Raw genomic sequence first — 23463 nt, forward strand, 5'->3', positions numbered from 1 at the left:
TCCCTTGCAGACCGTGGTGCATTTCCGACTGCGGTGCGAGGGTGGGCACATGACCGACCCCGAGGATGACCCGACGGAGGATTTCCTCATCTCGGTGCGCACCGGTGATACGCCGTGGCGCACCGAGCGCCCGGTCGACGCCGAAGAGTCACCGAAACCCGACCGCCAGCAGCTTTCGGGGCGGTGGAACAAGGTCGGCCGGGCCGTCGGGGAAGCCGCACCCTACGTGCAGGCGGCACTTTTCGCAGCGTGGATCGCCACGTCGGTGGCGGATTCCGGCGACTGGGGCACAGATCAGAGCGATTCAGCGGTCCCTGTGACGCAAAACATTGGGTAGAGTCGGTGCCGGATCAGCCGCCGATGTCCGAAAAGATCGGCGCGACTCAGACCAACCGCACCGCCGGGCCCCGGCGTCGTGCGGGCACGCGGTTCCGAAGGCCGTTCCCGCCCGAGCCGATCCCAGGACGGTGGAGGGGAGACAAATGCTCCTGTCCGGTCCCGATCGTCTGACAACCGAGTCCGTTCACGAAGACCCGCTGCTGCTCAGACGCGCGCTCGCGGGGTACGTACGTGCGGTGGCCGATGCCGTCGGCGTCTCCGAGGAGGGGACGTCGTGCGAGGTCGCCGACACGGTCACGGCGTACGTCGCGCTGAGCCGTCGCTCGCCGCGGTTCCCGGGCCGTGACCTGATGTTGCTGTGGAGTTCCCGGCAGGGCTGGACCTTGTCGGTGGAGACCGCGCCGGCCGAGCAGCCGCTGCTGGTCTCCCGTCTGGGCGGCGACGCTGTCCCGGAACCCGCCCTCGTCGGGCGGTTCGTCACCCAGGTCGTCTCGGCTCCTGATGGCGGCGCATGGACCCCTCAGCCGGTCCGCCCCGCCCGAGACCACCGCGATCTGCGGTCCCGCCTCGAGCGGTGCGTCCGGCCCGTCGTCAAACAGTTCTGAGCTTCCGCGCGAGCCGTTCGGGGCGCGGCCAGCGCACGTGCGACACCCAGTTCACCTTCTCGAACAACCAGATCAGCCGCGCCGACGTGTCGAGCTGACCCCGGCCGACGCCGTGGCGCGCTCCGGTCGGGTCGGCGTGGTGGGAGTTGTGCCACGACTCGCCGAACGACAGGATCGCCAGCGGCCAGAAGTTCGCCGACCGGTCGCGCGCGGCGAACGGGCGGTCACCGATCAGGTGGCACAGCGAGTTCACCGACCACGTCACGTGGTGCAGCGCCGCGACCCGCACGAGGCTCGCCCAGAAGAACGCGGTGAGAGCGCCCCACCAGCTCATGGTGATGAGGCCGCCGAGCAGCGCCGGCGCCAGCAGCGTCACGACCGTGAGCAGGGGGAAGAGCCGATCGACGAGCCGGATGTCCGGGTCGTCGAGCAGGTCGGGGGCGAACCGGCGCGGGTTGGTCTTGTCCCGGTCGAAGATCCAGCCCATGTGGGCGTGCCAGAAACCCTTGGCCAGCGCAGCGGGCGTGGTGCCGAAGCGCCACGGGGAGTGCGGGTCGCCTTCGCGGTCGGAGTACGCGTGGTGGCGCCGGTGGTCGGCGACCCACGCGATGACCGGCCCCTGCATCGCCATGCTGCCGGCCACGGCCAGCGCGATCCGCAGGCCGCGACGGGCGCGGAACGCACCGTGGGTGAAGTAGCGGTGGAACCCGATGGTGATGCCGAGACCCGTGAGGTAGTAGAAGCCGACGGCGAGGCCGATGTCGAGCCAGCTCAGGCCCCAACCCCAGGCCAGGGGCACCGCGGCGGCGACCGCCAGCAGGGGGACCACGGCGAACAGCTTCACGAGGAAGGTTTCGGTGCCGGTCTTGCGGCCGGCGAGCATGGGCTCGGCCACCGGCTTTTCACGGACGGCCGTGGCGGTGGCGGACTCTGAGGAGGCGGACTCGGAGGTGGCGATGGGGGTCGTGCTGGGTGTGTCGATGCTGGAACGCTCCTGTCGAGCTGGTCCGGTTCTGCACTCTGCAGCGCCGAGGCCGTTTCGACGGTGGCCCGTCTTGCCGGGTCACCGTGCGTGCGGTCGGCGTCAGGGGTCGCCGACCGCGACCTGTCCACCCCAACGAGGGTCATCGCGTGAAGGTTCCCCGGATCGTAAGCTGGAACCGGTGTGACCACTCCGGAAACCGTTGTGGTGCTGGAAAAATCTCCTCTGACCTGCGCGTGTGCCGGATTTCCCGCTTTGTGGACCGAAAATTCACCTCGCGCCGCGTCACCGGTTCACCCGTCCCCGGCGGTGTACACCTCGAGTGCGCAACGCGTTGCTACCGGCGGGTATTCGTCCGTCTTATGTGGACGGACGAATCAGACGAGCCACGCGGCGGAGTCCGGCGCCAACCGGCCGTCCACCAGGGGACTGCTCGACAACAGCACCTCACCCGGCGGCAGCGCGATGGAACTCGCCGACGTGTTCAGCGCGCAGATCAGGCCGCCCCGGCCGCGGCGGAACGCGAAGCAGCCGGCGGGCGCGCCGTACCACTCGAGCTCGTCGCCGACGCCGAACGCGGGGTGCGTCTTGCGCACCTCGACGGCCCGGCGGTAGAGCGACAGCGTGGATGCCGCGTCCTCGAGCTGGTGCTCGACGGTCAACTCGGCCCATTCGGGCGGCATCGGCAGCCAGGTGCGCGGGTTGCGCGAGAAGCCGAACGGCGGCAGCGTGCCCTCCCACGGCATCGGCACGCGTTCGGCGTCCCGGCCGAACTCCGGGCCCTGCGTGCGCGCCCGCGGGTCCTCCATCGCCTCGATCGGCAGGTCGACGTTCGGCAGGCCCAGCTCTTCACCGTTGTAGAGGTACACCGCTCCTGGCAGCGCCAACTCCACCAGCGCCATCGCCCGCGCCCGGCGCAGCCCGGCCGCGCCGCCGCCGTAACGGCTCACGGTGCGCCAGACGTCGTGGTTGGACAGCGTCCACGTCGCCCAGGCGCCCGCCGCACGCGGCACGGCGAGCGAGCGTTCGATCGCCGTGCGCATCGCGTCGGCGTCGAAGTGGGTGAGCACCAGCCGGAAGTTGAAGGCCAGGTGCAGCTCGTCCGGGCGCAGGTAGCGCGCGAGCCGCTCTTCGTCGTGCACCCAGATCTCGCCGACGGCCATCGTGTCCGGGTACTCGTCCAGCACCTTGCGGATCATCTGGTGGATCTCGTGCACGCCGTCGTCGTCGAAGCGGGGGTCGTAGTGCTCGCCGCCGCCCCAGCCGGCCGCCCGCGGGTCCATGTCGGGCAGGCCCGGGGGTTTCGCCATGCCGTGGCCCACGTCGATGCGAAACCCGTCGACGCCGCGGTCGAGCCAGAACCGCAGTGTGCGCTCCAGGTCGTAGCGCACGTCGGCGTTGGCGTAGTTGAGGTCCGGCTGCTGCTGCGCGAACAGGTGCAGGTACCACTGCCCGTCCGGCACGCGCGTCCACGCGGGCCCGCCGAACACCGACACCCAGTTGTTCGGCGGTTCCGCGCCGCCGGGGCCGCGCCCGTCGCGGAAGACGTACCGGTCGCGCTCGGGGCTGCCGGGCGCGGCGGCCATCGCGGACTTGAACCACGCGTGCTGGTTGCTCGTGTGGTTCGGGACGAGGTCCACGGTCAGCTTGATGCCGCGCCCGTGCGCCTCGGTGAGCAGCGCGTCGAAGTCGCCGAGCGTGCCGAACAGCGGGTCGACGTCGCGGGGGTCCGCCACGTCATAGCCGTGGTCGGCCATCGGGGAGCGGTAGAACGGCGTGAGCCACAGCGCGTCGACGCCCAGCAGCTCCAGGTAGCCGAGCTTGCCGCGAATGCCTTCGAGGTCGCCCACGCCGTCGGCGTCGGAGTCGGCGAACGAGCGCACGTAGATCTGGTAGAAGACGGCGTCGCGCCACCACGACGGACGGGGCCGGCGCTCCGGTGGCCGCCGTTGCCCCGCCACCCCGCGTCTCATCAGACGAAGCTGTTCATCATGCTGTGCGCCGCCATCTCGAGGTAGGCCCACAGCTGCTCGCGGTACGGCTCGGGGAGGTTCTCCTCGTCGACCGCGATCCGGATCGCGCGCAACCACGCGTCGCGCTCGATCGGGCCGATCTTGAACGGCGCGTGGCGCATCCGCAGCCGCGGGTGCCCCCGCCGGTCGGAGTAGGTGTGCGGGCCGCCCCAGTACTGCATCAGGAAGAGCCGGAAGCGCTCCTCGGCCGGGCCGAGGTCCTCCTCCGGGTACAGCGGGCGCAGCACCTCGTCCTTCGCCACTTCCTGGTAGAAGCGCGCGACGATCCGGCGGAACGTCGGCTCGCCGCCGATGGCTTCGTACAGGTTCGCGGGGTCCTGGCCACTCACAGTCGACACACCTCCATCTTGCCCTGCCCGCCGCTACTTGTCGGCTCCCGGTGCCGACAGGAAACGCCCGAGCGGCGGCTCGAACCCCGCCTCCTCCAGCGCGGCGAGCAGGTGCCCGCGCAGCGCCCGTTGCACGGCCCACTGCTTGCCCGGCCGCACCTTCACCGTCAGCCGCAGCAGGATGCCCTCCGGGGTCACCTTCTCGACGCCGAGCATCTCCGGAGGCTCCATCACGTTGACGGCGAGCGTCTCGCTCTCCACGGCCTTCGTGGCGGCCTGGGTGAGCACGGTCGAGGCGAGGTCCACGTCGGCGGAGTACCCCAGCGGCACGTCGACCACGGCCACGGCGAAGCCCTGGCTCGAGTTGCCGACGCGCAGCACCTCGCCGTTGCGGACGTACCAGACCGTGCCCTGCAGGTCGCGCAAGGTCGTGATGCGCAGGCCCACGGCTTCGACCGTGCCGGTCGCGGGGCCGATGTCGACGACGTCGCCCACGCCGTACTGGTCCTCGATCATCATGAAGATGCCGGACAGGAAGTCGCGCACCAGGTTCTGCGCGCCGAAGCCGAGTGCGACGCCGACGATGCCGGCCGACGCGATGATCGGCGCCAGGTTGATGCCCAGTTCGCCGAGCACGAGGATGAACGCCAGGCCGTAGATGAGGAACGTGGACATCGACCTCAGCACCGAGCCGATGGTCTTCGCCCGCTGCCGCCGCCGTTCCACCACGGCGGTGCCGAGCACGTCGGGAGCGCGTTCGCGCAACGGTCTCAGCAGGGCCGGCAGCTTGCCGCTGCCACCGCGCGGCAGCGTCGTCACGCGGTCGATCAGCCGGCGTGTGAGATAACGCACGAGGAAGGCGAGGACGACGATCAGGATGATCCGCAGCGGCTTCGTGACGAGCCAGCCCGCCGACCCGGCGAGCCACTCGTTGTGCGTGATCGAATAGACCTGCGAGCACCAGGTGCTGGGATCCGAAATGCACGCTGGCGGGGCGCTGAGCACGGCGTTCACGAGCTGGGACAGTCCTTCCGTCGCTTCGGTTCAGCCAATGGCAAGTGGATGTTGGGTCGCGCGCACGTGACACGTCACGTAACACACGTGCACTTTGGGGCTGATGTGTGGTCGACTATGCCTGCACCGGTGGAGGTGGTCGAGTGCCAGACCGACAACCCATCCCCCTCGGCGGCGCCGGCCAAGCCATGGCCGAGCAGTCGCCGGAGGCGGTCCTGCGTGCCTGCCCGGGAGGCTCCGCAACCGGCGGAGCGAACCCGGCCGGGCCGGGGACCCGACCAGGGGGTGTTTCCCGTCCGCCCGGACAGCGTAGAGGCCGGGACCCGGCGACCCTGTCCTGGGGCCGCCGTCGCGTTCTGCTGCTGAACGCGACGTTCGAGCCCCTCACCGCACTACCGATGCGCCGCGCGGTGGTGCTGGTGATGTGCGGCAAGGCGGAGGTCGTCCACGGCGACCCGGCCGGCGTGGAACTGCACGCCGCGACCGTGTCGCTGCCCGTCCCGTCCGTGATCCGGCTCAGCACGTACGTGCGGGTGCCGTACCGCGCTCAGGTACCCCTGACCAGGGCGGGGCTCATGCACCGCGACCGCTATCGCTGCGCCTACTGCGGTGGCCGGGCCGAGACGATCGACCACGTCCTCCCGCGCAGCCGCGGCGGTCCGCACAGCTGGACCAACTGCGTGGCGTGCTGCGCCAAGTGCAACCACCGCAAGGCCGACCGGCTCCTGTCCGAGCTCGGCTGGCGGCTGCGCGTGGTGCCGCGGGCGCCCCACGGCCCGCACTGGCGCCTGCTGGCGCACTCCAAGGAGGCCGACCCCCTCTGGCAGCCGTACTTGGGTTCCGCGGCCTGAACGGGCCCGGACACGTCGGCGCCCCGGCTGCCTTGCGGCGGCCGGGGCGAGCCGATGAACCGTGTCCGGCGAAGCTGTTCCGAGCAGTTGTGCCAATCTCACGACCCGGGCGGGGGCGGGCGTTCTCGCGTGGATCGGGTCAGGCGGCCAGCGCGTAGTCGGACCGGGCGGTCACGCGGGTGCCGCGGGTGACGCGCGTGCCCCTGGTGACGCGGGTACCGCAGGTGACATGCGTGCCTCGAGTCACGCGGGTGCCACGAGTCAGGCGGGTGCCGGCGGTCACGCGGGTGCCGTTCGTGACACGCGTGCCGCGGGTGACTCGGGTGGCACGTGTGACGCGGGTGCCGCCGGTGACGCGAGTACCGCGAGTGACGCGAGTACCACGGGTAACCCTTGTGCCGGACGTCACACGGGTTCCGGGCAGCAATTCCGTCTCGCTGGGTGACGAAATCGGGTCGGTGATCGCCTGAGCGGGGGGCTGGACGCTCTGCATGAGGTGGCCTCCTGGGACCGGTGCGTGACCTGCTGGGGCTGAGGAGCGGGGCGCAAGGCCCGTACAGGTGAAAAAGCTACGAGGATTTCACCACTTCGACAAGGCGGGGGCGACCGGTACGGCCGCCTGTACGTTGAGTTGCAACCTTTCGGCCCGCCCGGCTTCGCCCCAACGTTCCAGCGGCCGCCAGCCAAGCGGCGGACGGGCGTTCCCACACGACGAGCGGTCGCCCCTGGCACGGCGCCGCGCGGTGGCCACCAGGGCCATCCGATACGCTCACCGGCGTGAACGTTGTGGAGACGATCCTGGTCTACGCGGTCATCCCCCTGGCCATCTACTTGGTGGTCGGCGCGGCCACCCTGCGGAAGAAGTTCTCGGGGACGCCGCGGTACCGGCCGGGGCAGCCGTGGGAGTACCCCGCGATGTGGTGGACCGCGAACCCGGACGGGGTCGGTGCCGGCCACCACCACGCCGTGGAATCGGAAGCTGCGGTGCCTGCGGGCGCCCCGACCGCCGCCGGAGGCGCACGTGGCAAGTGGTGAACTCGCGCACTCGGCCACCGCGGTCGACGTTGCGGAGAAGGACCTGCCGTTCGGTGAGGTCATCACGAACAGCGGCCGCCGGTCCGCGGCCAAGATGTACGAGCCGGCCCCGCCGACCAGCCCGTTCACGGTGCAGCAGCTCGCACGGCTCGACGAGGCGCTGACGTTCGCGACCCGCGAGTCCGGCGTCGCCTTCAGCGTGTACCTCGGCGACCTGGGCGAGGACACCCGTGCCGAAGCCGAGAAGCTGCACCAGTCGACTGACGACCCGGCCAACGCCGTGGTCATCGCGGTGTCCCCGGCCCAGCGCGCGATCGAGATCGTGACCGGCCGGCGCGCCCACGTGCGCCTGCCCGACCGCGGGGCCAACCTCGCCGTGGCGAGCATGGTCGCGTCCTTCAAGGAAGGCGACCTGGTCGGCGGTCTCGTCAACGCCCTGCGCATGCTGAGCGACCAGGCCGGGCCGGACCCGAAGCAGCACTGAGCTTTCCGCGTCCTCCGGACGCACGAAGGGGCCCCCTCGAATCGTCGGGGAGGCCCCTTCTTGGTTGACGAGGTCGCCGCGGAACTCCCCGCGCGCAGGGCGGGTGTGCGGTCCGAATTGCCGCCCGACGTGCAAAGGGGTCTCCTCGTGAACGGCGAGGAGACCCCTTCTTCGGTGTCCGGGCGCGGCCGACTCCGCCCCGCGTGGTGCGTGAGGGCCGACGCCGCCCGGTCGCGTCACGCCTGACTGTCGAACTCCCGCGCCGCGAGTGCCCGCACGATGCCGGCTCGACCTTCGGAGACGAGGCGGCGCAGCGCGGCCGGGTGCTCGCCCGCGAGCCACGCGTCGGACGCTGTCACCGTGGCCGGCTCGACGGCCCACGACGGGTACAGGCCGATCACGGTCGGCTGCGCGCGCTCGCTCGAGCGGCGCGCCCACACCTCGTCGATGACCTCGAAGTAGCGCTCGACGTACTCGGCGAGCAGCTCCTTCTGGCCTGGGTGCGAGAAGCCCGAGATGAGCGCGTCGCTGACCGCGTTGGGGATTTCGTCGTCGTAGATCGCGCGCTGCCAGGTGTCGGCCTTGGCCTCGGCGGTCGGCTGCAGGGCGCGTGAGCGCTCCGCCTGCCGGCGGCCCGCGGCCGTGTCGTCCTTCGCCTGCTCGGCGTCGATCTCGGTGGTGCCGGCCTTGCCGTGCGCCACGAGCGCCTGCAGCAGCCGCCAGCGCAGGTCGGTGTCGACGGTGAGGCCCGGCAGGGGCGCGGAACCGTCGAGCCAGCCGGCGATCACGGCCAGCGTGGCGTCGTCGAGGACGCCGCCCGCGAGCGAGTTCACGAACGCCAGCTGGTGGTCGGAGCCGGCTTCGGCCTGCTGTGCGAGCTCCAGCAGCCGCCCGCTGAACGACGGCCAACCCTGCTCGGTGGCCCACTTGCGCTCGGCGTAGGAGTTGAGCGCGGTCTGCGCCTGCAGCAGCAGCCGCTGCACCACGCCGACCTCGCTCTCCGCGTGGATGCCGCGCGCCACCAGCGTCACGAAGTCGCGCGCCTTGAGCTCGGCCTCGCGCGTCATCTCCCAGGCGGCCGACCAGCACAGCGTGCGGGGCAGCGGCTCGACGATGTCGGCGATCCGGTCGATCAGCGTGGTCAGCGACGCCGGGTCGAGGCGCATCGTGCAGTAGGTGAGGTCGTCGTCGTTGACGAGCACGAGCTTGCCCGCGGGCTTGCCGACCAGCTGCGGCACCTCGGTGCGCTCACCGGTGACGTCGAGCTCCACCCTCTCGGTGCGCACGATCTTGCCGGCTTCGTCGTCGTACACGCCGACTGCGACCCGGTGCGTGCGCAGCTCGCCGGCACCCGGCTTGGCGCCCGTCTGCACCAGGGCGAACGAGGTGAACGTGCCGTCGGAGCCGACCTCGTAGCGGGGGCTGAGCGAGTTGAGACCGGTGGTCTCGAGCCACTCGGCGCTCCACCACGACAGGTCGCGCCCGGACGCCTCCTCCAAAGCGGCCAGCAGGTCGGCCAGCGTGGCATTGCCCCACGCGTGCTTTCCGAAGTAGACCTTGAGCCCGTCGAGGAAGTGGTCGATGCCGACGTAGGCGACGAGCTGCTTGAGCACGCTCGCGCCCTTGGCGTAGGTGATGCCGTCGAAGTTCACCTCGACCGCGTGCAGGTCGACGATGTCGGCAGCGATCGGGTGCGTGGACGGCAGCTGGTCCTGGCGGTAGGCCCACGACTTCTCGATGTTCGCGAAGCTGGTCCACGCGTTCTTGTACTCGGTGGCCTCGGCCTGGGCGAACACGCTCGCGAACGTCGCGAACGACTCGTTGAGCCACAGGTCGTCCCACCAGCGCATGGTGACCAGGTCGCCGAACCACATGTGCGCCATCTCGTGCAGCAGCGTTTCGGCGCGCCGCTCGTAGGCGTAGCGCGTGACGCGGCTGCGGAACACGTAGTCCTCGAGGAAGGTGACCGCGCCGGCGTTTTCCATGGCGCCCGCGTTGAACTCGGGCACGAACAGCTGGTCGTACTTCGAGAACGGGTAGGGCGTGCCGAACTTCTCGTGGAAGAACCCGAAACCCTGTTTCGTCTCGGCGAACAGCCGGTCGGCGTCCATGTGCTCCGCGAGCGACGCCCGGCAGTAGATGCCCAGCGGGATGGTGCGGTGCGCGTCGGAGAACTCGTCGCGCCACTCGGCGTACGGGCCGGCGATCAGCGCCACCAGGTAGGTGGAGATCCGTTCGGACACGGCGAAGTTCGTCACGCGAGCGCCGTCGGCGGAGTCCTCTGCGGACTCGATCAGCGCGTTGGACACGATCTTCCAGTCGCGCGGCGCGTGGACCACGAGTTTGTACACCGATTTGAGGTCGGGCTGGTCGAAGCACGCGAACATGCGCTTGGCGTCGGCCGTCTCGAACTGGGTGTAGAGGTAGACGCCGTTGTCGACCGGGTCGACGAAGCGGTGCAGGCCCTCGCCGGTGTTCGTGTAGCGGCAGTCGGCGGTCACCACGAGTTCGTTCTCGGCCGCGAGCCCGGGCAGCGCGATGCCCTTGTCTTCGACGTAGGCGCTCACGTCGAGTTCGGTTCCGTTGAGCACGGCGGAGCGGACGCCCTCGGCGATGAGGTCGATCCACGACGACTCGCCCGGCCGCCCGGCGGAGAACCGCACGGTGGTGGTGGAGAGGAAGGTCTTCTCCCCGGGACGGCCGTGTCCGTCGGTCAGGTCCAGCTCGATGTCGTACGACGCGACATCCAGCAGGCCGGAGCGCTGCTTGGCTTCGTCACGAGTCAGGTTGGGGGCGGGCACGGGCACCTCTGGTCTTCGATTCCGGTTGTGGCTTTCGGGCTGTCGAGCATCCAATCATGCGAACCGCCACTGGGGCGACGGGGAACAGGCGACGGGGAACAAGCGTGCCCGTGATGCCGTTGGCTGCCAGTGTGGGGGTGACCCCCCTCTGCTACGCCACACCCGACGTCGAAATCTCCCCGAGGAGTTCGAGAGATGACCGCTGTGTCCCAGCCCACCAAGGTGGACTTCTACTTCGACCCGATCTGTCCGTTCGCGTGGATCACCTCGCGGTGGATCCTCGAGGTCGAGAAGCACCGGGACCTGGACCTGCGCTTCCGGATCATGAGTCTGTCCGTGCTGAACTCGGGCCGGGAAGAGCTGCCGGAGCGCTACCAGGAACTGATGGACAAGGGCTGGCGCCCGGTCCGCGTGGCCACCGCGCTGGCCGCCGCGAAGGGTGAAGAGGCGCTGCGCGACTTCTACACGGAGTTCGGCACGCGTTACCACAACGAGGGCAACAAGGACTTCGACGTCGTGCTCAAGGAGGCCCTCGAAGCCGTCGGCGCTCCCGCCGAGCTGATCGCCGCCGCCGACTCGGCCGAGTACGACGAGGCATTGAAGAAGAGCCACCACGAGGGCATGGACCCGGTGGGCATGGACGTCGGCACGCCGACGATCCACATCGACGGCGTCGCGTTCTTCGGCCCGGTGCTCAGCTCGATCCCGCGCGGCGAGGACGCTCTCAAGGTGTTCGACGGCGCCGTCGCGATGGCGAGCTACCCGGACTTCTTCGAGCTGAAGCGCACCCGGACGGGTGAACTGAACTTCAACTGACGTTCGTCAGGAGGTCGCGAACGCGGCCCGGGTGACGTCGGCGGGGTAGGGCGAGGCCGCGACGGCCTCGTCCACCCCGGTGGCCCCGGCTGCCACGGTGGCCTTGAGCTCGATGAGGCGGCGCAGCCCGTCGCGGTGCTCGCGCAGGAACGCGGGGCCCACGGGCTCCCCGTGGCCTGGCACCACGATCACCGGATCGAACGCGAGGATCGCGTCGAGGGCACCGGGCCAGTCTGCGAGGTGCGTCTCGTCGCTGAACGAATACTCCGTGAACCCGTCCGGTCCGTGCTCCACCACGTCGCCGGCGAAGACGACCCGCGCGTCGGGCACGTGCACGACCAGGTCGTGGTCGGTGTGCGCGGGACCCGGGTGCACGAGTTCGACCGTGCGGCCGCCGAGGTCGATGCCGGCGCGGTCGGTGACGAGCCGGTCGGGTGCCATGATGCCGGTGCGCGCGATCGCGTCGGCGATCTCCGGTTTGCCCGCCCTGCGGTACTTTTCGCTCCACCCGGCTTTCGCGGCTTCGCCGTGGTGCACCAGTTCGCTGAGGCAGCGCTCCTGCGCCCAGACGTCGCACGGCAGGAACGCCGTGGTGCCGAAAGCGTGGTCGAAGTGCGCGTGCGTGTAGACGACGCTCCACGGCAGGTCCGTGAGCTCGCGGACGGCCGCGGCGAGTTCCGCGCCCTGGTCGGCGTCGCCGCGGGTGTCGACCACCAGGCAGCGCTCGGTGCCGAGCACGAGACCCGTGGTGAGGTCGAGCTCGTCGTAACGGCGTGCGTACACGCGGTCGGCCACCTCGGTCCAGGTCATCGTGCCTCCAGCAGTCCGGCTCGCAGCACCGGCGCGGCGGTGCTGACGTTCTCTTCAGCCGCCAGTGCTACGTCGTCCGGGTGTCCCGCCGCCGCCAGTTCGCGGCCGGACGAGCAGGTGCGCAGCGCCTCCGCCACGTCCGCGGCGGTGCAGGCCGCCGCCGCGAGCGCCGCTTCCGCCGAGAGCGTGCGGCCTTGCCCGGCCAGCGCGGCGGCGATCGCGCCGGCGCCCAGCTGGTCTTCCACGCACGGGCGCAGCGGGCCGGACTCCCGGCCGTCGCCGAGCAGGTCGATGCCCCAGCGCTCGCCACCGGGGATGAGCCCGATCGGGCGGCCGTCGGCCAGTTCGAGCGCTTTCGCCGCCACCGCGGACGCATTGCGCAGGCAGCCGGCGAGCACGTGCGCGCCGGTCGCGGCGGCGGCCGCGCACAGCGTCGCGCCGTTGGGGGAGGGCAGCGCGAGCACTGTCCCGGTAGGGATTTCCCTCACAGACGAGGGCCGCAGCGTCCACTCGCCCTCGCCCGCGATCGTGGCGCCCGCGGCGCGTGCTTCGGCGATTCCGCGCTCGTCGCGCCACCGCACGGGCAGCACGCGGCCACCGCGCGCCGTCACGAGATCCGTGGTGGTGCTGAAGGAAAGCACGTCGACGACCACGAGCACGGCACACGCGCGGCCGAGCGCCGCGACGCCCTCACCACCCCATTCGAGCCGCACGTCGCGGCCCGGTTGCTCCCACGTGTCCACCCCCAGATCATGCCCGGGCTGCCCCGGGGTGGCAGACTCCGGGCTGTGCGCGTCTACTTGGGATCCGATCACGCCGGTTTCGAGCTGAAGAACCACTTGGCCAGCCACCTCGGTGCGCAGGGCCACGAGGTCGTCGACGTCGGTCCGCACACCTACGACCCGGGCGACGACTACCCCGCCTACTGCGTCGAGACGGCGCGCCGCGTCGTCGCCGACGAAGGCAGCCTCGGTCTCGTGATCGGCGGTTCCGGCAACGGCGAGCAGATCGCCGCCAACAAGGTGCCGGGTGCCCGCGCGGGCCTCGGCTGGAGCGTCGAAACGGCGAAGCTGTGCCGCGAGCACAACCACGCCCAGCTCCTCGGCGTCGGCGCCCGGATGCACACCGCCGAGCAGGCGACCGCGATCGTCGAGGCGTTCCTGGCCACGCCGCCGTCGCCGGACGAGCGCCACGCCCGCCGCGTCCAGCAGCTGCTCGACTACGAGCGCACCGGCACCCCGCCGCCGCTGCCGGAGGCCTGATGCCCGAGGGGCACACGCTCCACCGCCTCGCCCGTCTGCACAAACGCCGCTACGCCGGTGCGCCCGTCGCCAGCCCGCAGGGCCGCTTCGCCGCCGAAGCGTCGCGATTGGACGGGCAGGTGCTGCACTCGGCCGAGGCGTACGGCAAGCACCTGTTCCACGACTACGGTCCACTCGGGACGGTGCACGTCCACCTCGGCCTGTACGGCACGTTCAGCGAATCGCCGCTGCCCGCGGCCGAGCCGGTGGGCCAGGTGCGGATGCGCCTGGCCGGCCGCACGCACTGGGCGGACCTGCGCGGCCCGACGCGCTGCGAACTGCTCGACGCCGCGCAGGTCGACGCCATCAAGGCCCGCCTCGGCCCGGATCCGCTGCGCCGCGACGCCCGGCCCGAGCAGGCGTGGGAGCGGATTTCGCGTTCGCGCACGTCGGTGGCTGCTTTGCTGATGAATCAAGACGTTCTGGCCGGGGTCGGGAACGTGTACCGCGCGGAAGTGCTGTTCCGCCATGGTGTCGCCCCGCTGATCCCGGGCCGCGCGCTCGACCGCGGCCTGTGGGACGAGATGTGGGCCGATCTGGTGACGCTCATGCGCGCGGGTGTGCGCGTGGGTCGCATCGACACGGTCGCCCCGGAACACCTGCCGGCCGCCATGGGCCGCGCGCCGCGCGAAGACCGCCACGGCGGCGAGGTCTACGTCTACCGCAGGGCCGGCCTGCCGTGCTTGGTGTGCGGGACGCCGGTCGCGCACCGGGAACTGGTGGGCCGCAACCTGTACTGGTGCCCGACCTGCCAGCCGGGCTGAGCGCCCGATAGCCCGTTCGTCCGATGTGGACACAGCAAGAGGGCCTTGCGGAACGGATGTCCCGCAAGGCCCTCTGCGTGCCGGTCAGAAGTCGAACCCGCCGCCGTCGAAGCCGCCTCCGTTGAAGCCGCCTCCGTTGAAGCCGCCGCCGTCGAACCCCCCACCGTCGAAGCCGCCGAAGTCCTGGCCGCCATCGAATCCGCCGCCGTCGCCGCCTCCGTCGAAGCCGCCGTCGCCACCGTCACCGCCGCCGTCGCCGTAGTCGCCGGACTCCAGGGCGTCGGCCTGGCCCGCGTCGTAGCCCGACTCCCAGGCCGAGGCACTCGCGATGCCGCTCATGCCGTCGAACAGGGCGCTGAACAGGAACACCGAGCCCAGGCCCCACGCGCCGGCGACGAGCGCGGGCTTCCACCACGGCTCGCTGTACCAGCCCTGCGGCACCGGGCGACCGGCCACGCGGCCGCCGGGGTAGTAGTAGGGCGTCTGGTCACCGGGGTCGGGCGAGGCTTCGTAGCGCTGGCCTTCGACGTCGACCTTGCGGTGTTCGGTCACCTTGCCGGCGCGCTCGCGCTCGGCCTCCTCCGGCAGCATCGGGCCCGGGTCCAGTCCCATCGCGGTGCGCGCGGCGCGGACGTAGTACAGGCCTTCGAGGGCGGTCTCCTTCACGAGCCGGGCCTGCTCCACGGTCTTCGCCTGCTCGAGCTGCGAGCCGGCGGCGTTGTAGCGTTCGCTGGCGTCGGCCATCGCCTGCTGGGAAGCCGTGTCGGTGCCGGTGAGGTTGAGGACCTGCCCGCCGAGGCGCTCGACGAGACGGCGCGCGTCGGCCTTGGCGTCGTCGAGCTGCCGCTGCCGCGAAGCGGCCTGCGACCGGGCGAAGTACAGCCCGCCCCCGACGATCACGACGACGAGCACGATCAACAGGATCGCGGTGCCCATGGGTCACTCCACGTGGTGAGCTGTCGCGGCGGTCGCGCGACCGCCTCTTGAACCGGACAACGCGGACAGTACGCTGTGGGTTCCCGGGAGGTGATGCGGAGCACCCTCCGCACGGCGGCTGGCCGGGTAAAGTTAGAACACGTTATAGTTCGGTCATGAAGTTCTCCCTGTCGATCGCGATGAACCCCCTCGATCAGCTGGGCGAGCTCGCCCGCGCGGCCGAGGAATCCGGGTTCTCCTCGATCGTCCTGCCGGATTCGCTCTTCTACTCCGAGCAGGTGTCCGCGGACTACCTGTACACCCCCGACGGCAGCCGGTTCTGGAACGAGGAGACCCCGTGGGTCGACCCGCTGGTCGCGGCGGCGTCGATGGGTGCGGTGACCGAGCGGCTCGAGTTCTACACCTCGGTGCTCAAGCTCGGTTCGCGCAACCCGGTGCTGCTCGCGCGGCAGGTGAACTCGGTCGCGGCGCTCACGGGCGGCCGGTTCGGGCTCGGCCTGGGCATCGGCTGGTCACCGGAGGAGTTCGAGTGGTGCGGCACGCCGTATGAGCGTCGTGGCAAGCGCTTCGACGAGGCCATCGACGTGCTGCGCCTGATCCTCGGCGGCGGAATGGTCGAGTACCACGGCGAGTTCTTCGACTTCGACAAGCTGCGCATGAGCCCCACGCCGCCGAACCGCGTGCCGTTCTACATCGGCGGCCACACCGACGTCGCGCTGCGCCGGGCCGCGCGCGTGGGCGACGGCTGGTCGTCGGCGATGATGACGCTCGACCAGCTGCGCGACACGATCAAACGGCTCAAGGAACTGCTCGCCGAGCGCGGGCGCGAGAACGACCCGTTCGAGTTCCAGGCGGTGTGCGTCGACCGGTTCGGGCTCGAGGGTTTCCGGCAGCAGGCCGAGGTCGGCGTGACGGACGCGATCACGATGCCGTGGGTGTTCGAGGGCCTCGGGTTCGACGCGGCCGTCGGTCCGAAGGTCGACGCGATCCGCAAGTTCGGCGACGAGGTCATCGCGAAGTTCGGCGAAGCGGGGGAATGACATGGGGGTCGAGGTCAGCTGGGACGCCGACGCGGAGCAGTCGCCGGCGCGCCTGGCCGCGTTCCGCTCGATGACGGCCGTCGCGGGCGGGGACAAGGACGGCTGGCTCGCGTTGTTCGCGCCGGACGCTGTGGTCGAGGACCCGGTGGGCCCGTCGATGTTCGACGAGCAGGGCAAGGGCCACCACGGGCGTGAAGGCATCGGCGCGTTCTGGGACCTGACGATCGCGCACGTGGAGCGCTTCGAGTTCGTCATCCGCGACTCGTTCGCGGCAGGCTCGGAGTGTGCCAACGTCGGCACCATCACCACCTTCCTGCCGGGCGGCTACCGCGTCGACACCGACGGGGTGTTCGTCTACCGGGTGGGTGAGGACGGGTCGATCACGTCGATGCGCGCGTTCTGGGAGACCGAGCGCGCGATGGCGACGGCGCGCCAGGTCTGAGCCGCCCGATCTCACCTGTGCGGGCCGTCTGACCGGCCACTGTTGGTTCTTCGCGCGCCGGCCGGCGTTGCCGCGGCCTTACCGTGTGCCGCATGAATCGTGGCGTGCACCTCGTCGGCAGCGTGCCCCTCGGCGACGCCGAGGAGGTGTTCCGCGTGGTCACCGCGTCGGTCGGCCGCCACGTGCGGCGCGTGACGGACGGTGAGACGGGTGCGCGCGCGAACCGGACGTGCTGGCAGGCGGGCGTGTTCGCGAGGACCCAGGGCCTTCTCGCCGACGACGCCGGCCGCGGCGAGTACCGCACCACGCCGAAGTACCGGCTTGCGGGCGACCCGTCGGCCGTGCGGTTCGGGGCGTTGGGGTACGCGGCGGCCGCGCTGTCGTCGTGGGTGGTCTTCCGGCGGGCTGCGGGCCGCGGGCGTGCTGCCGGACATCCGGTTCCAGGTCAGCCTGCCCACGCCCGTGGCGCCGATCCGGTCGCACGTGGACACCCGTGACCGGGCGGCCGTCGAGCCCGCTTACGAAACCGCTCTGCTGCGCGAACTGGAACTCATCACCGACGCCATCCCCGCCGACGACCTCTCGATCCGGTGGGACACCGCGGTCGAGTTCGGGATGATCCCGGATCTCTGCGGATGGTTTCTCGATCTCCTGACGCGTGTTGGCGACGCCGTACCGTCCGATGTGGAGCTCGGCTACCACCTGTGCCACGGCGACAGCGGGCACGAGCACTTCGTGGAGCCGAAGGACACGTCGCACCCGGTCGCCGTCGCCAACGCCTTGGCCGCGCGGCTCTCACGGCCGCTCGGGTGGCTCCACCTGCCGGTGCCTCCCGGCCGGACGGACGTGGAGTACTTCGAACCCCTGCGGACGTTGGCCCTGCCGCCGGCCACGGAACTGTACCTGGGCCTGATCCACTCGACCGACGGCGCTGCGGGCGCCACGGGCCGGATCACCGCCGCACTGTCCGCTGTGGACAGCTCCGGCGTCGCCACGGAGTGCGGCTTCGGCCACCGCGCACCCGCCACGGTGCCCGCGCTGCTGGCGCTGCACGCGGTGGTCGCCGACCTCTGACGCTACCGCCCTGCGTACGGCAGTTGCGGCACGAACATCCCGATACCGGCGACCACGAGGAACACCTGGGTGATCCGCGCGAAGATGGACATGGGTGGACAGCCGAACCGGCGAATCCGCCTGCGCTGAGGTTCACTCCGTCGGTGGCTGCTCCACCAGTGCCAGACATTCGTCGGCGAAGGCGCACTGCGCTGCGATGTTTTCGTACTGGTCGAAGAGGAGGCCCCGTTCGCCGTCAGGGCCGAGGAGCCAGGGAACGCGTTCTTGCGCCCAGTGCAGCCAGGGGCCGTCGGGGCCGAGGAACTCGGCGGCGTGGTTCGTCCCCAGCAAGCGGTCCAGGTAGGCGAGCGCGCCCATGGCTTCCGGCTGGTCGCCGATGTCGGCCCGAGGGAGGTAGGAGCGGAGGTACTCGACGAGGATCAGCGCGTCGGGCTCCGTGCCGAAACGCGCGAGCGCGAGGCAGTAGCTCTTTCCGGCGTGGACGACTTCGCTGGCCAGGAGCAGTTCGCGTAGGCGGGCGCGGTGCGCGTCCCGGCACGGCAGGGCGACGAGCCAGGCCGCCGTGCGCCGCGCCCGCTACTCGTCGCCGAACAGCGTTTCGAGGTCGTCATCGGTGATGCGCAGGGCGTCTTCGGCCGGCGACCGGCCGAACTCGGCGCGCACCGCGGGCTCGAAGTCCAGCATGTGCCCACCCAAGTGCAAGTGCCGTCGGCCCGGGGTCACGTACCGCTCGACGACGACGCCCAGAGCCGGGTCGTTTCTGTGGCCGCGCACCCGGAGGACGGTAGCAAGGCGACTGCCGGGCCTAAGCTCGCGTGTGCGCCAGCCAGTGGTCGACGAGGCTGCGGTCGCCGGTGGTGGTGATGTCGGCAGCGGGCCGGCGCCGGGTGACGACGAGCAGCAGGTCGCGCAGCGGGCCGGCGAGGGTCGCGTCGGCCAGGGCGGTTCGGCGGGACCACGTGATGCCTTCGCGGGTGCGGGTGAGGTGCCAGCCTTCGGTTTCGGCCGGGCTCAGCTGCAGGGTCTGACCGGTACCGCGCAGGGCGGCGAGGTCGGGGCGCAGCGTTTGTGTCACGGGGTCGGCCAGCAGTTCGAGCCACTCGGTGATCACGTCCTCCGCGAGGCCCGGCTCGACTTCGAAGGCGTCGCCCGCGGCGTCGGCGTGGTGGACGATGGTGTCGTTGAGCATGCGGCGCAACCAGAACGTCGCGGGGCCGTCGCCGAAGAACGTCCACACGGGACTGTCGCTGGCGGACACGGCGGAGATCAGGCCCGCCGCGCCGGCGTGGAGCCACTCGGGCCAGCCGGCCGGCTCGCCCGGGTCGGCGTCGAGGGGGTCGGGCACCGGCGACGGCTCGCCGCGGACGGTGCTCGCGGCCCAGCGGTGCGCCTGGCCGACGTGGCCGACGAGCACGCGCAGCGGCCAGTCGGGACAGGTGGGGACGCGGGCTTCGGGGTCGCCGCCGGCCGCGGCTTTCGCGAGCGCGGCTGTGTGGCGCAGGAGGGCGTCGGCTGGGTGCGTGGTGTCCATGGCCGTACCGTAGGAACTCCATCCGGCTGGAGGTTCTACCGATGGTGACCGGGGACACACTGGGGATCGGCGACCTGGCGCGGCGCACCGGCGTGCCCGTGCGCACGATCCGCTTCTACTGCGACGAGGGCCTGCTCGAACCCACCCGCAGCACGGGTGGCCACCGCCGCTTCGACGCGTCGGCCGTCGACCGGCTCACGCTCGTCCGCCGCATGCGCAGCCTCGGCCTGGGCCTGGGGTCCATCACCGACGTCCTCTCCGGCCGCCGCTCCCTGGACGACGCCGTGGCCGCCGAGCGCGCTTCGCTGGACCGCGAGGTCGCGACGCTGGCGTGGCGGCGCTCGGTGCTGCGCGCCGTGGAGTCGGGGCCGGACCGCCTGGAGGTCCTGTCCGCGGTCTCCGACGGGTTCGCCGCGCGCGATGTCCTCGTCCGCCTGTGGCGACCGATGACGATGGCGCCGATCCCCGCGCACACGGCCGAGATGTTCCTGACGATCAGCGCGCCGGAGCCGCCGGAAGTGCCGACGCCGGAACAGGTTGTGGCCTACGCCGAGTTGGTCCTGCTGGCGACGGACCAGTCCTTCGTCCGTTCGCTGCGGTCGAGCACGCTGGTCGATCACGAACGGATCCGGGACCTGGCCGCACTGCACGCCGAGGTGGCGGACGCGTGTGCCCTGGCGTTCGCCGACGTGGCCGCCGGCTCGCCGCCCGTGCCGGGCGCCGCTCTGGACCGCTTCGTCGCGGCGCACGCCTCCGCCCTCGGTGCTGCGGACTCGCCTGCCTTCCGCCGCGCGCTGAACCACCGCACGGCCCCGGACCGGGATCCGCGCGTGCGGCGGTATTGGCACCTCGCCGGGACGATCACCGGTGAACCGGCCCCGATGGGAGTCACGCACACGTGGCTGCTTGACGCGCTCCACCGCTCGACGTCCCAGCCGGTCCCAGATCTTGGACATAGTCGCTAGACGTCTGACGTCCAACCTACTGTCGCGGACGGAGAAGAGGGACAAGGAGTCGCACGATGTCCGTACGCGATCGGGCCCGGTTGGTGGTGCCCGCGCAACCGCAGGACTTCCCGGACAGCCCGTTGAGCCGGAAGCTGCGGCAGCCGTTGTTGCTGGGCGTGTTCCTGCCGTTGCAGACGGGTGGGTGGTCGCAGTCGACATTGCCGCGGGGGACGGACTGGACGTTCGACTACAACCGCACGTTGACGCAGCAGGCGGAGAAGTTCGGGTTCGACATCGCCTTCGGGTTGTCCCAGTGGCTGCCCAAGGGCGGGTTCGGCGGCGAAACGCACTACCGCGAGAACTTCCTCGACCCGTTCGTCTCGGCGATCGCGCTCGCGTCGGCCACGGAGTCGATCCTGTTGCTGGGCACGGTGCACGTGCTCTACGGCCCCTGGCACCCGTTGCACCTGGCGAAGTTCCTCGCCACCGCCGACCACGTCTCCGGTGGCCGCTTCGGCGCGAACATCGTCACCGGGTACGCCGACACCGAACCCGCGATGTTCGGCCAGCTGCGCCCCGAGCACGACAAGCGCTACGCGATGGCCGACGAGTTCATCGCCGTCTGCAAGGACCTCTGGGCGGGCGAGGACAACCTGACGTTCCACGGCGACCACTACGCGCTGCAGGAGGCCTACGCGTCACCGCTGCCGAAGTACGGGCGGCCGATCCTCGTGTCCGCCAGCGGCTCGCCGGCGGGATTCGCTTACGCGGGCAAGAACTCCGACCTCGTGTTCATCTCGAGCCCCGCCGGCGAGGACATCGACCGCGCGCTCGAAGCCCTGCCCGACCACGTCGCCAAGGTCAAGCAGGCCGCGCGCGAAGTCGGGCGCGAAGTGCGGGTACTGATCAACCCGACCGTCGTGTCCGCGCCCACGCACGCCGAGGCGCACGCGCGTTACCAGGCGATCATGGACCACGCGGACCTCGGCGCGATCGGCGCGTTCACCGATCGCCACAGCGCGGGCGACAGCCAGTCGTGGCTCGAGCACTCGGCGCGGGGCCGCGCCGTCGGCGGGCACCTGCACATCGTGGGCTCGCCGGAGGAGGTCACGGACAAGCTGCGCCGCCTGCACGAAACGGGCATCGACGGCGTCCAGCTCACCTTCTACGACTACCAGCCCGAACTCGCGTACTTCGGCACGGAGATCGTGCCACTGCTGGAAGAGGCCGGGCTGCGCAGGAGTGTTACGAATCCCTGACCTGCCCTCGCCGCCGCGTCTCCGGGGCCCCGGCCCGGCCTAGGCTGGCCGCGACGGAAGAGGTCACCCTGATCACGTTGGTGCTGATCGGCCTGGTCGGCGGACTGATCACGGGTATTTCCCCGTGCGTGCTGCCGGTGCTGCCGGTCCTGTTCATGACGGGCGGCGCCGGCGCGGCACCGACGCGCCGGCGGCCATTCCTCATCGTCGCGGGGCTGGCGCTGAGCTTCAGCGTCGTCACGCTGCTCGGCACACTCGTGCTCGCCGCCCTGCACCTGCCCGGTGACGTGGTGCGCTGGGCCGGGCTCGTGGTTCTCGTGGTGCTCGGGATCGCGATGATGTTCCCGCGGGTGCAGGACCTCCTGGAACGCCCGTTCGTCCGGCTCGGCCGCAAGTCCGTGCCCGGCGACCGCGGCGCGTTCGTGCTGGGGCTCGCGCTCGGGACGGTGTACGTGCCGTGCGCCGGGCCCGTGCTCGCCGCCATCACCGTCGCCGGGGCGACGCACGAGATCGGTCCGTCGACGATCGCGCTCACGATCGCGTTCGCCGTCGGCACGGCGGTTCCGCTGCTGTTCTTCGCGCTCGCGGGCAACCGCGTGGCCGAGCACGTGAAGGCGTTCCGCGACCGGCAGCGCCAGGTTCGCTTCGCAGCGGGGATCGTGGTGATCGGGCTGGCGGTGGCGCTCACCTTCAACGTCACCGACGTGCTGCAACGCGCCGTCCCCGACTACACCGCCGGCCTCAACCAGGCGCTGGGCGCGGAGCGCGGCCTGCAGCCGTGTGACCCGTCCGGCGAGCTGCGGGACTGCGGCACCACACCGCAGCTCGCCGGGATCAGCCGGTGGTTCAACACGAGCGGGGGCCAACCGCCCGCGCTGCAAGGGAAAGTGGTCCTCTACGACTTCTGGGCCTACTCCTGCATCAACTGCCAGCGCGCGATCCCGCACGTCGAGGCGTGGTACCGGCGTTACCACGACCTCGGACTCGAGATCGTCGGCGTGCACACGCCGGAGTACGCGTTCGAGCACGTGGCCGCGAACGTCGCGGACAGCGTTTCGCGCCAGCACATCACCTACCCCGTGGCGATCGACAACGACTACGCCACGTGGAACGCGTTCCAGAACCAGTCGTGGCCCGCCGAGTACCTCTCGGACGCGAGCGGGCACGTCCGCCCAGGAGTTCACGTGAGGGCATGAGGTGCTTTCTGTGGCGGGCGAAGGGATTTCCGAAGCGTAACCACGATCGCGGCCGAGAAGGTGTTTCCGAATCTTTAGCGTCTGCGCGGAAACTCCCGGACGGGTGAATCATTCGTTCCCGGCTGAACTGTTCCCGTGCGATCGTGAGGGGTATGACGACGACCAGGGAAGCGCTCGCCTTCGACGTGTACGGCACGCTCGTCGACCCCCTCGCCATGGCGGATCGGATTCGCGGTTACGCGCCGGACTGCGACGCCGCCGCGGTCGCGGAAGTGTGGCGGCGCAAGCAACTCGAGGTGAGCTTCCGGCTCGCGGCCATGGGCCGCTACGAAGACTTCGCGTGGTGCACGCGCCGCGCGCTCGGCTTCGCGCTCGCGACGGCGGGGCAGCCACTCGGCTCCCGCGACCAGGACGCGCTCGCCGCCGAGTACGAGCACTTGGCCGCGTACCCCGACGCGGCGCCGGCGATGGAGGAGCTGCGCGGCCGGGGCCACGCGCTGGCCGTACTGTCGAACGGCACCCCGGACATGCTCGCCGCCGTCCTGCGCCGGACGGGGCTGGCCGAGTACTTGACGGAGGTGATCAGCGTGCACGAGGTCCGCACGTTCAAGCCCGCGCCCGAGGTGTACCACCACGCAGCGCGGCGCCTCGGCCGCTCGCCGCAGGAGGTGCGGCTGGTCACCAGCAATGCGTTCGACAGCATCGGCGCCGAGGCCGCCGGCCTCCGGGCGGCGTGGGTCGACCGCGGTGGCCGTCCGTTCGAACCGGACGGCGCACCGCCGGACGTGGTGGTCACGTCCTTGGCCGGACTCGCGGCTGCGTTGCCCGGTTAGAACGCTTCGACCAGTGGTGACCTCACCAACAACTGTTGTAG

25 protein-coding genes and 1 pseudogene are annotated in these 23463 nt (G+C 71.0%); 16 read left to right on the plus strand and 10 right to left on the minus strand.

Annotated features, from left to right (window positions below):
* Positions 1-49 precede the first annotated feature (49 nt).
* Together I6J71_RS10155 and I6J71_RS10160 are read left to right on the plus strand one after the other, a co-directional pair.
* Complete coding sequence (locus I6J71_RS10155; protein WP_204094493.1) at positions 50-337, plus strand: hypothetical protein; 288 nt, start codon at positions 50-52, stop codon at positions 335-337.
* A 238-nt stretch (positions 338-575) separates the two neighbouring features.
* Complete coding sequence (locus I6J71_RS10160) at positions 576-944, plus strand: DUF6292 family protein (RefSeq protein WP_239154602.1); 369 nt, start codon at positions 576-578, stop codon at positions 942-944.
* Here I6J71_RS10160 and I6J71_RS10165 read toward each other — a convergent pair.
* From I6J71_RS10165 to I6J71_RS10180, 4 genes are all read right to left on the minus strand, one after another.
* Positions 931-1827 carry an acyl-CoA desaturase gene (locus I6J71_RS10165; protein ID WP_204096964.1) on the minus strand — a complete coding sequence of 299 codons (897 nt, stop codon included), beginning with the start codon at positions 1825-1827 and terminating at the stop codon, positions 931-933. The genes I6J71_RS10160 and I6J71_RS10165 overlap by 14 nt on opposite strands.
* Positions 1828-2303: 476 nt before the next feature.
* Positions 2304-3899 (minus strand): glycoside hydrolase family 13 protein, encoded by a 1596-nt coding sequence (locus I6J71_RS10170; protein WP_204094495.1) that lies wholly within the window; start codon positions 3897-3899, stop codon positions 2304-2306.
* Positions 3899-4297, minus strand: coding sequence for a globin (locus I6J71_RS10175; protein ID WP_370542108.1), 399 nt, complete (start codon positions 4295-4297; stop codon positions 3899-3901). The genes I6J71_RS10170 and I6J71_RS10175 overlap by 1 nt, the downstream gene beginning before the upstream one ends.
* Before the next feature lie 24 nt (positions 4298-4321).
* Entirely contained in the window at positions 4322-5302 is a 981-nt protein-coding gene (locus I6J71_RS10180; RefSeq protein WP_204094496.1) for a mechanosensitive ion channel family protein, read from the minus strand.
* Positions 5303-5700: 398 nt separating this feature from the next.
* On the opposite strand from I6J71_RS10180, the gene I6J71_RS10185 reads away from it, so the two are divergent.
* The 3 genes from I6J71_RS10185 (at position 5701) to I6J71_RS10195 (ending at position 7672) form a co-directional block, all read left to right on the plus strand.
* Positions 5701-6153, plus strand: a complete 453-nt coding sequence (locus I6J71_RS10185; RefSeq protein ID WP_204094497.1) for an HNH endonuclease — start codon at positions 5701-5703, stop codon at positions 6151-6153.
* 777 nt (positions 6154-6930) lie between these two features.
* Entirely contained in the window at positions 6931-7188 is a 258-nt protein-coding gene (locus tag I6J71_RS10190) for a hypothetical protein (RefSeq protein WP_204094498.1), read from the plus strand.
* A complete protein-coding gene (locus tag I6J71_RS10195; protein ID WP_204094499.1) occupies positions 7175-7672 on the plus strand; it encodes a DUF5130 family protein in 498 nt (165 codons plus the stop codon). The genes I6J71_RS10190 and I6J71_RS10195 overlap by 14 nt, the downstream gene beginning before the upstream one ends.
* 236 nt (positions 7673-7908) lie before the next feature.
* Here the strand turns inward: I6J71_RS10195 and pepN are convergent, their stop codons facing one another.
* Positions 7909-10473 carry an aminopeptidase N gene (gene pepN, locus I6J71_RS10200; RefSeq protein ID WP_204094500.1) on the minus strand — a complete coding sequence of 855 codons (2565 nt, stop codon included), beginning with the start codon at positions 10471-10473 and terminating at the stop codon, positions 7909-7911.
* A 195-nt stretch (positions 10474-10668) separates the two neighbouring features.
* On the opposite strand from pepN, the gene I6J71_RS10205 reads away from it, so the two are divergent.
* Positions 10669-11289, plus strand: a complete 621-nt coding sequence (locus I6J71_RS10205) for a DsbA family protein (RefSeq protein WP_204094501.1) — start codon at positions 10669-10671, stop codon at positions 11287-11289.
* A 6-nt stretch (positions 11290-11295) separates the two neighbouring features.
* Here the strand turns inward: I6J71_RS10205 and I6J71_RS10210 are convergent, their stop codons facing one another.
* A complete protein-coding gene (locus tag I6J71_RS10210; RefSeq protein ID WP_204094502.1) occupies positions 11296-12099 on the minus strand; it encodes an MBL fold metallo-hydrolase in 804 nt (267 codons plus the stop codon).
* Complete coding sequence (locus I6J71_RS10215) at positions 12096-12842, minus strand: 2-phosphosulfolactate phosphatase (RefSeq protein WP_204094503.1); 747 nt, start codon at positions 12840-12842, stop codon at positions 12096-12098. The genes I6J71_RS10210 and I6J71_RS10215 overlap by 4 nt, the downstream gene beginning before the upstream one ends.
* Before the next feature lie 45 nt (positions 12843-12887).
* Here I6J71_RS10215 and I6J71_RS10220 point away from each other — a divergent pair, with 45 nt between their 5' ends.
* On the plus strand, positions 12888-13361 hold the full coding sequence (locus tag I6J71_RS10220; RefSeq protein ID WP_204094504.1) for a ribose-5-phosphate isomerase: 474 nt from the start codon (positions 12888-12890) through the stop codon (positions 13359-13361).
* On the plus strand, positions 13361-14164 hold the full coding sequence (locus I6J71_RS10225; protein WP_204094505.1) for an Fpg/Nei family DNA glycosylase: 804 nt from the start codon (positions 13361-13363) through the stop codon (positions 14162-14164). The genes I6J71_RS10220 and I6J71_RS10225 overlap by 1 nt, the downstream gene beginning before the upstream one ends.
* 84 nt (positions 14165-14248) lie before the next feature.
* Here I6J71_RS10225 and I6J71_RS10230 read toward each other — a convergent pair whose 3' ends face one another.
* Positions 14249-15100, minus strand: coding sequence for a hypothetical protein (locus I6J71_RS10230; RefSeq protein ID WP_204094506.1), 852 nt, complete (start codon positions 15098-15100; stop codon positions 14249-14251).
* A gap of 155 nt (positions 15101-15255) precedes the next feature.
* Between I6J71_RS10230 and I6J71_RS10235 the strand changes: the two genes are divergently transcribed.
* From I6J71_RS10235 to I6J71_RS10250, 4 genes are all read left to right on the plus strand, one after another.
* Positions 15256-16140: a TIGR03619 family F420-dependent LLM class oxidoreductase gene (locus I6J71_RS10235; RefSeq protein ID WP_204094507.1), complete on the plus strand. Its 885-nt coding sequence runs from the start codon at positions 15256-15258 to the stop codon at positions 16138-16140.
* 1 nt (position 16141) lies between these two features.
* Entirely contained in the window at positions 16142-16582 is a 441-nt protein-coding gene (locus tag I6J71_RS10240; RefSeq protein ID WP_204094508.1) for a nuclear transport factor 2 family protein, read from the plus strand.
* A gap of 92 nt (positions 16583-16674) precedes the next feature.
* Positions 16675-17079, plus strand: coding sequence for a hypothetical protein (locus I6J71_RS10245; protein WP_204094509.1), 405 nt, complete (start codon positions 16675-16677; stop codon positions 17077-17079).
* Entirely contained in the window at positions 17066-17656 is a 591-nt protein-coding gene (locus I6J71_RS10250) for a hypothetical protein (RefSeq protein ID WP_204094510.1), read from the plus strand. Before I6J71_RS10245 ends, I6J71_RS10250 begins: the two co-directional genes overlap by 14 nt.
* A gap of 132 nt (positions 17657-17788) precedes the next feature.
* On the opposite strand, the pseudogene I6J71_RS47910 reads toward I6J71_RS10250, so the two are convergent.
* Positions 17789-18340 (minus strand): annotated as a pseudogene (locus I6J71_RS47910) (DUF6000 family protein).
* Between the two features lie 121 nt (positions 18341-18461).
* Positions 18462-19187 carry a maleylpyruvate isomerase family mycothiol-dependent enzyme gene (locus I6J71_RS10265; protein ID WP_204094513.1) on the minus strand — a complete coding sequence of 242 codons (726 nt, stop codon included), beginning with the start codon at positions 19185-19187 and terminating at the stop codon, positions 18462-18464.
* A 41-nt stretch (positions 19188-19228) separates the two neighbouring features.
* On the opposite strand from I6J71_RS10265, the gene I6J71_RS10270 reads away from it, so the two are divergent.
* The 4 genes from I6J71_RS10270 to I6J71_RS10285 all read left to right on the plus strand — a co-directional run bounded on the left by I6J71_RS10270 (position 19229) and on the right by I6J71_RS10285 (position 23422).
* Complete coding sequence (locus I6J71_RS10270) at positions 19229-20152, plus strand: MerR family transcriptional regulator (RefSeq protein ID WP_239154606.1); 924 nt, start codon at positions 19229-19231, stop codon at positions 20150-20152.
* 56 nt (positions 20153-20208) lie between these two features.
* Positions 20209-21393 carry an LLM class flavin-dependent oxidoreductase gene (locus tag I6J71_RS10275; RefSeq protein WP_204094514.1) on the plus strand — a complete coding sequence of 395 codons (1185 nt, stop codon included), beginning with the start codon at positions 20209-20211 and terminating at the stop codon, positions 21391-21393.
* An 80-nt stretch (positions 21394-21473) separates the two neighbouring features.
* Entirely contained in the window at positions 21474-22589 is a 1116-nt protein-coding gene (locus tag I6J71_RS10280; protein ID WP_239155312.1) for a cytochrome c biogenesis protein/redoxin, read from the plus strand.
* A gap of 152 nt (positions 22590-22741) precedes the next feature.
* Positions 22742-23422, plus strand: coding sequence for a haloacid dehalogenase type II (locus I6J71_RS10285; protein WP_204094516.1), 681 nt, complete (start codon positions 22742-22744; stop codon positions 23420-23422).
* The last annotated feature ends 41 nt before the right edge of the window (positions 23423-23463 follow it).

Source organism: Amycolatopsis sp. FDAARGOS 1241, from assembly GCF_016889705.1.
Lineage (GTDB): Bacteria > Actinomycetota > Actinomycetes > Mycobacteriales > Pseudonocardiaceae > Amycolatopsis.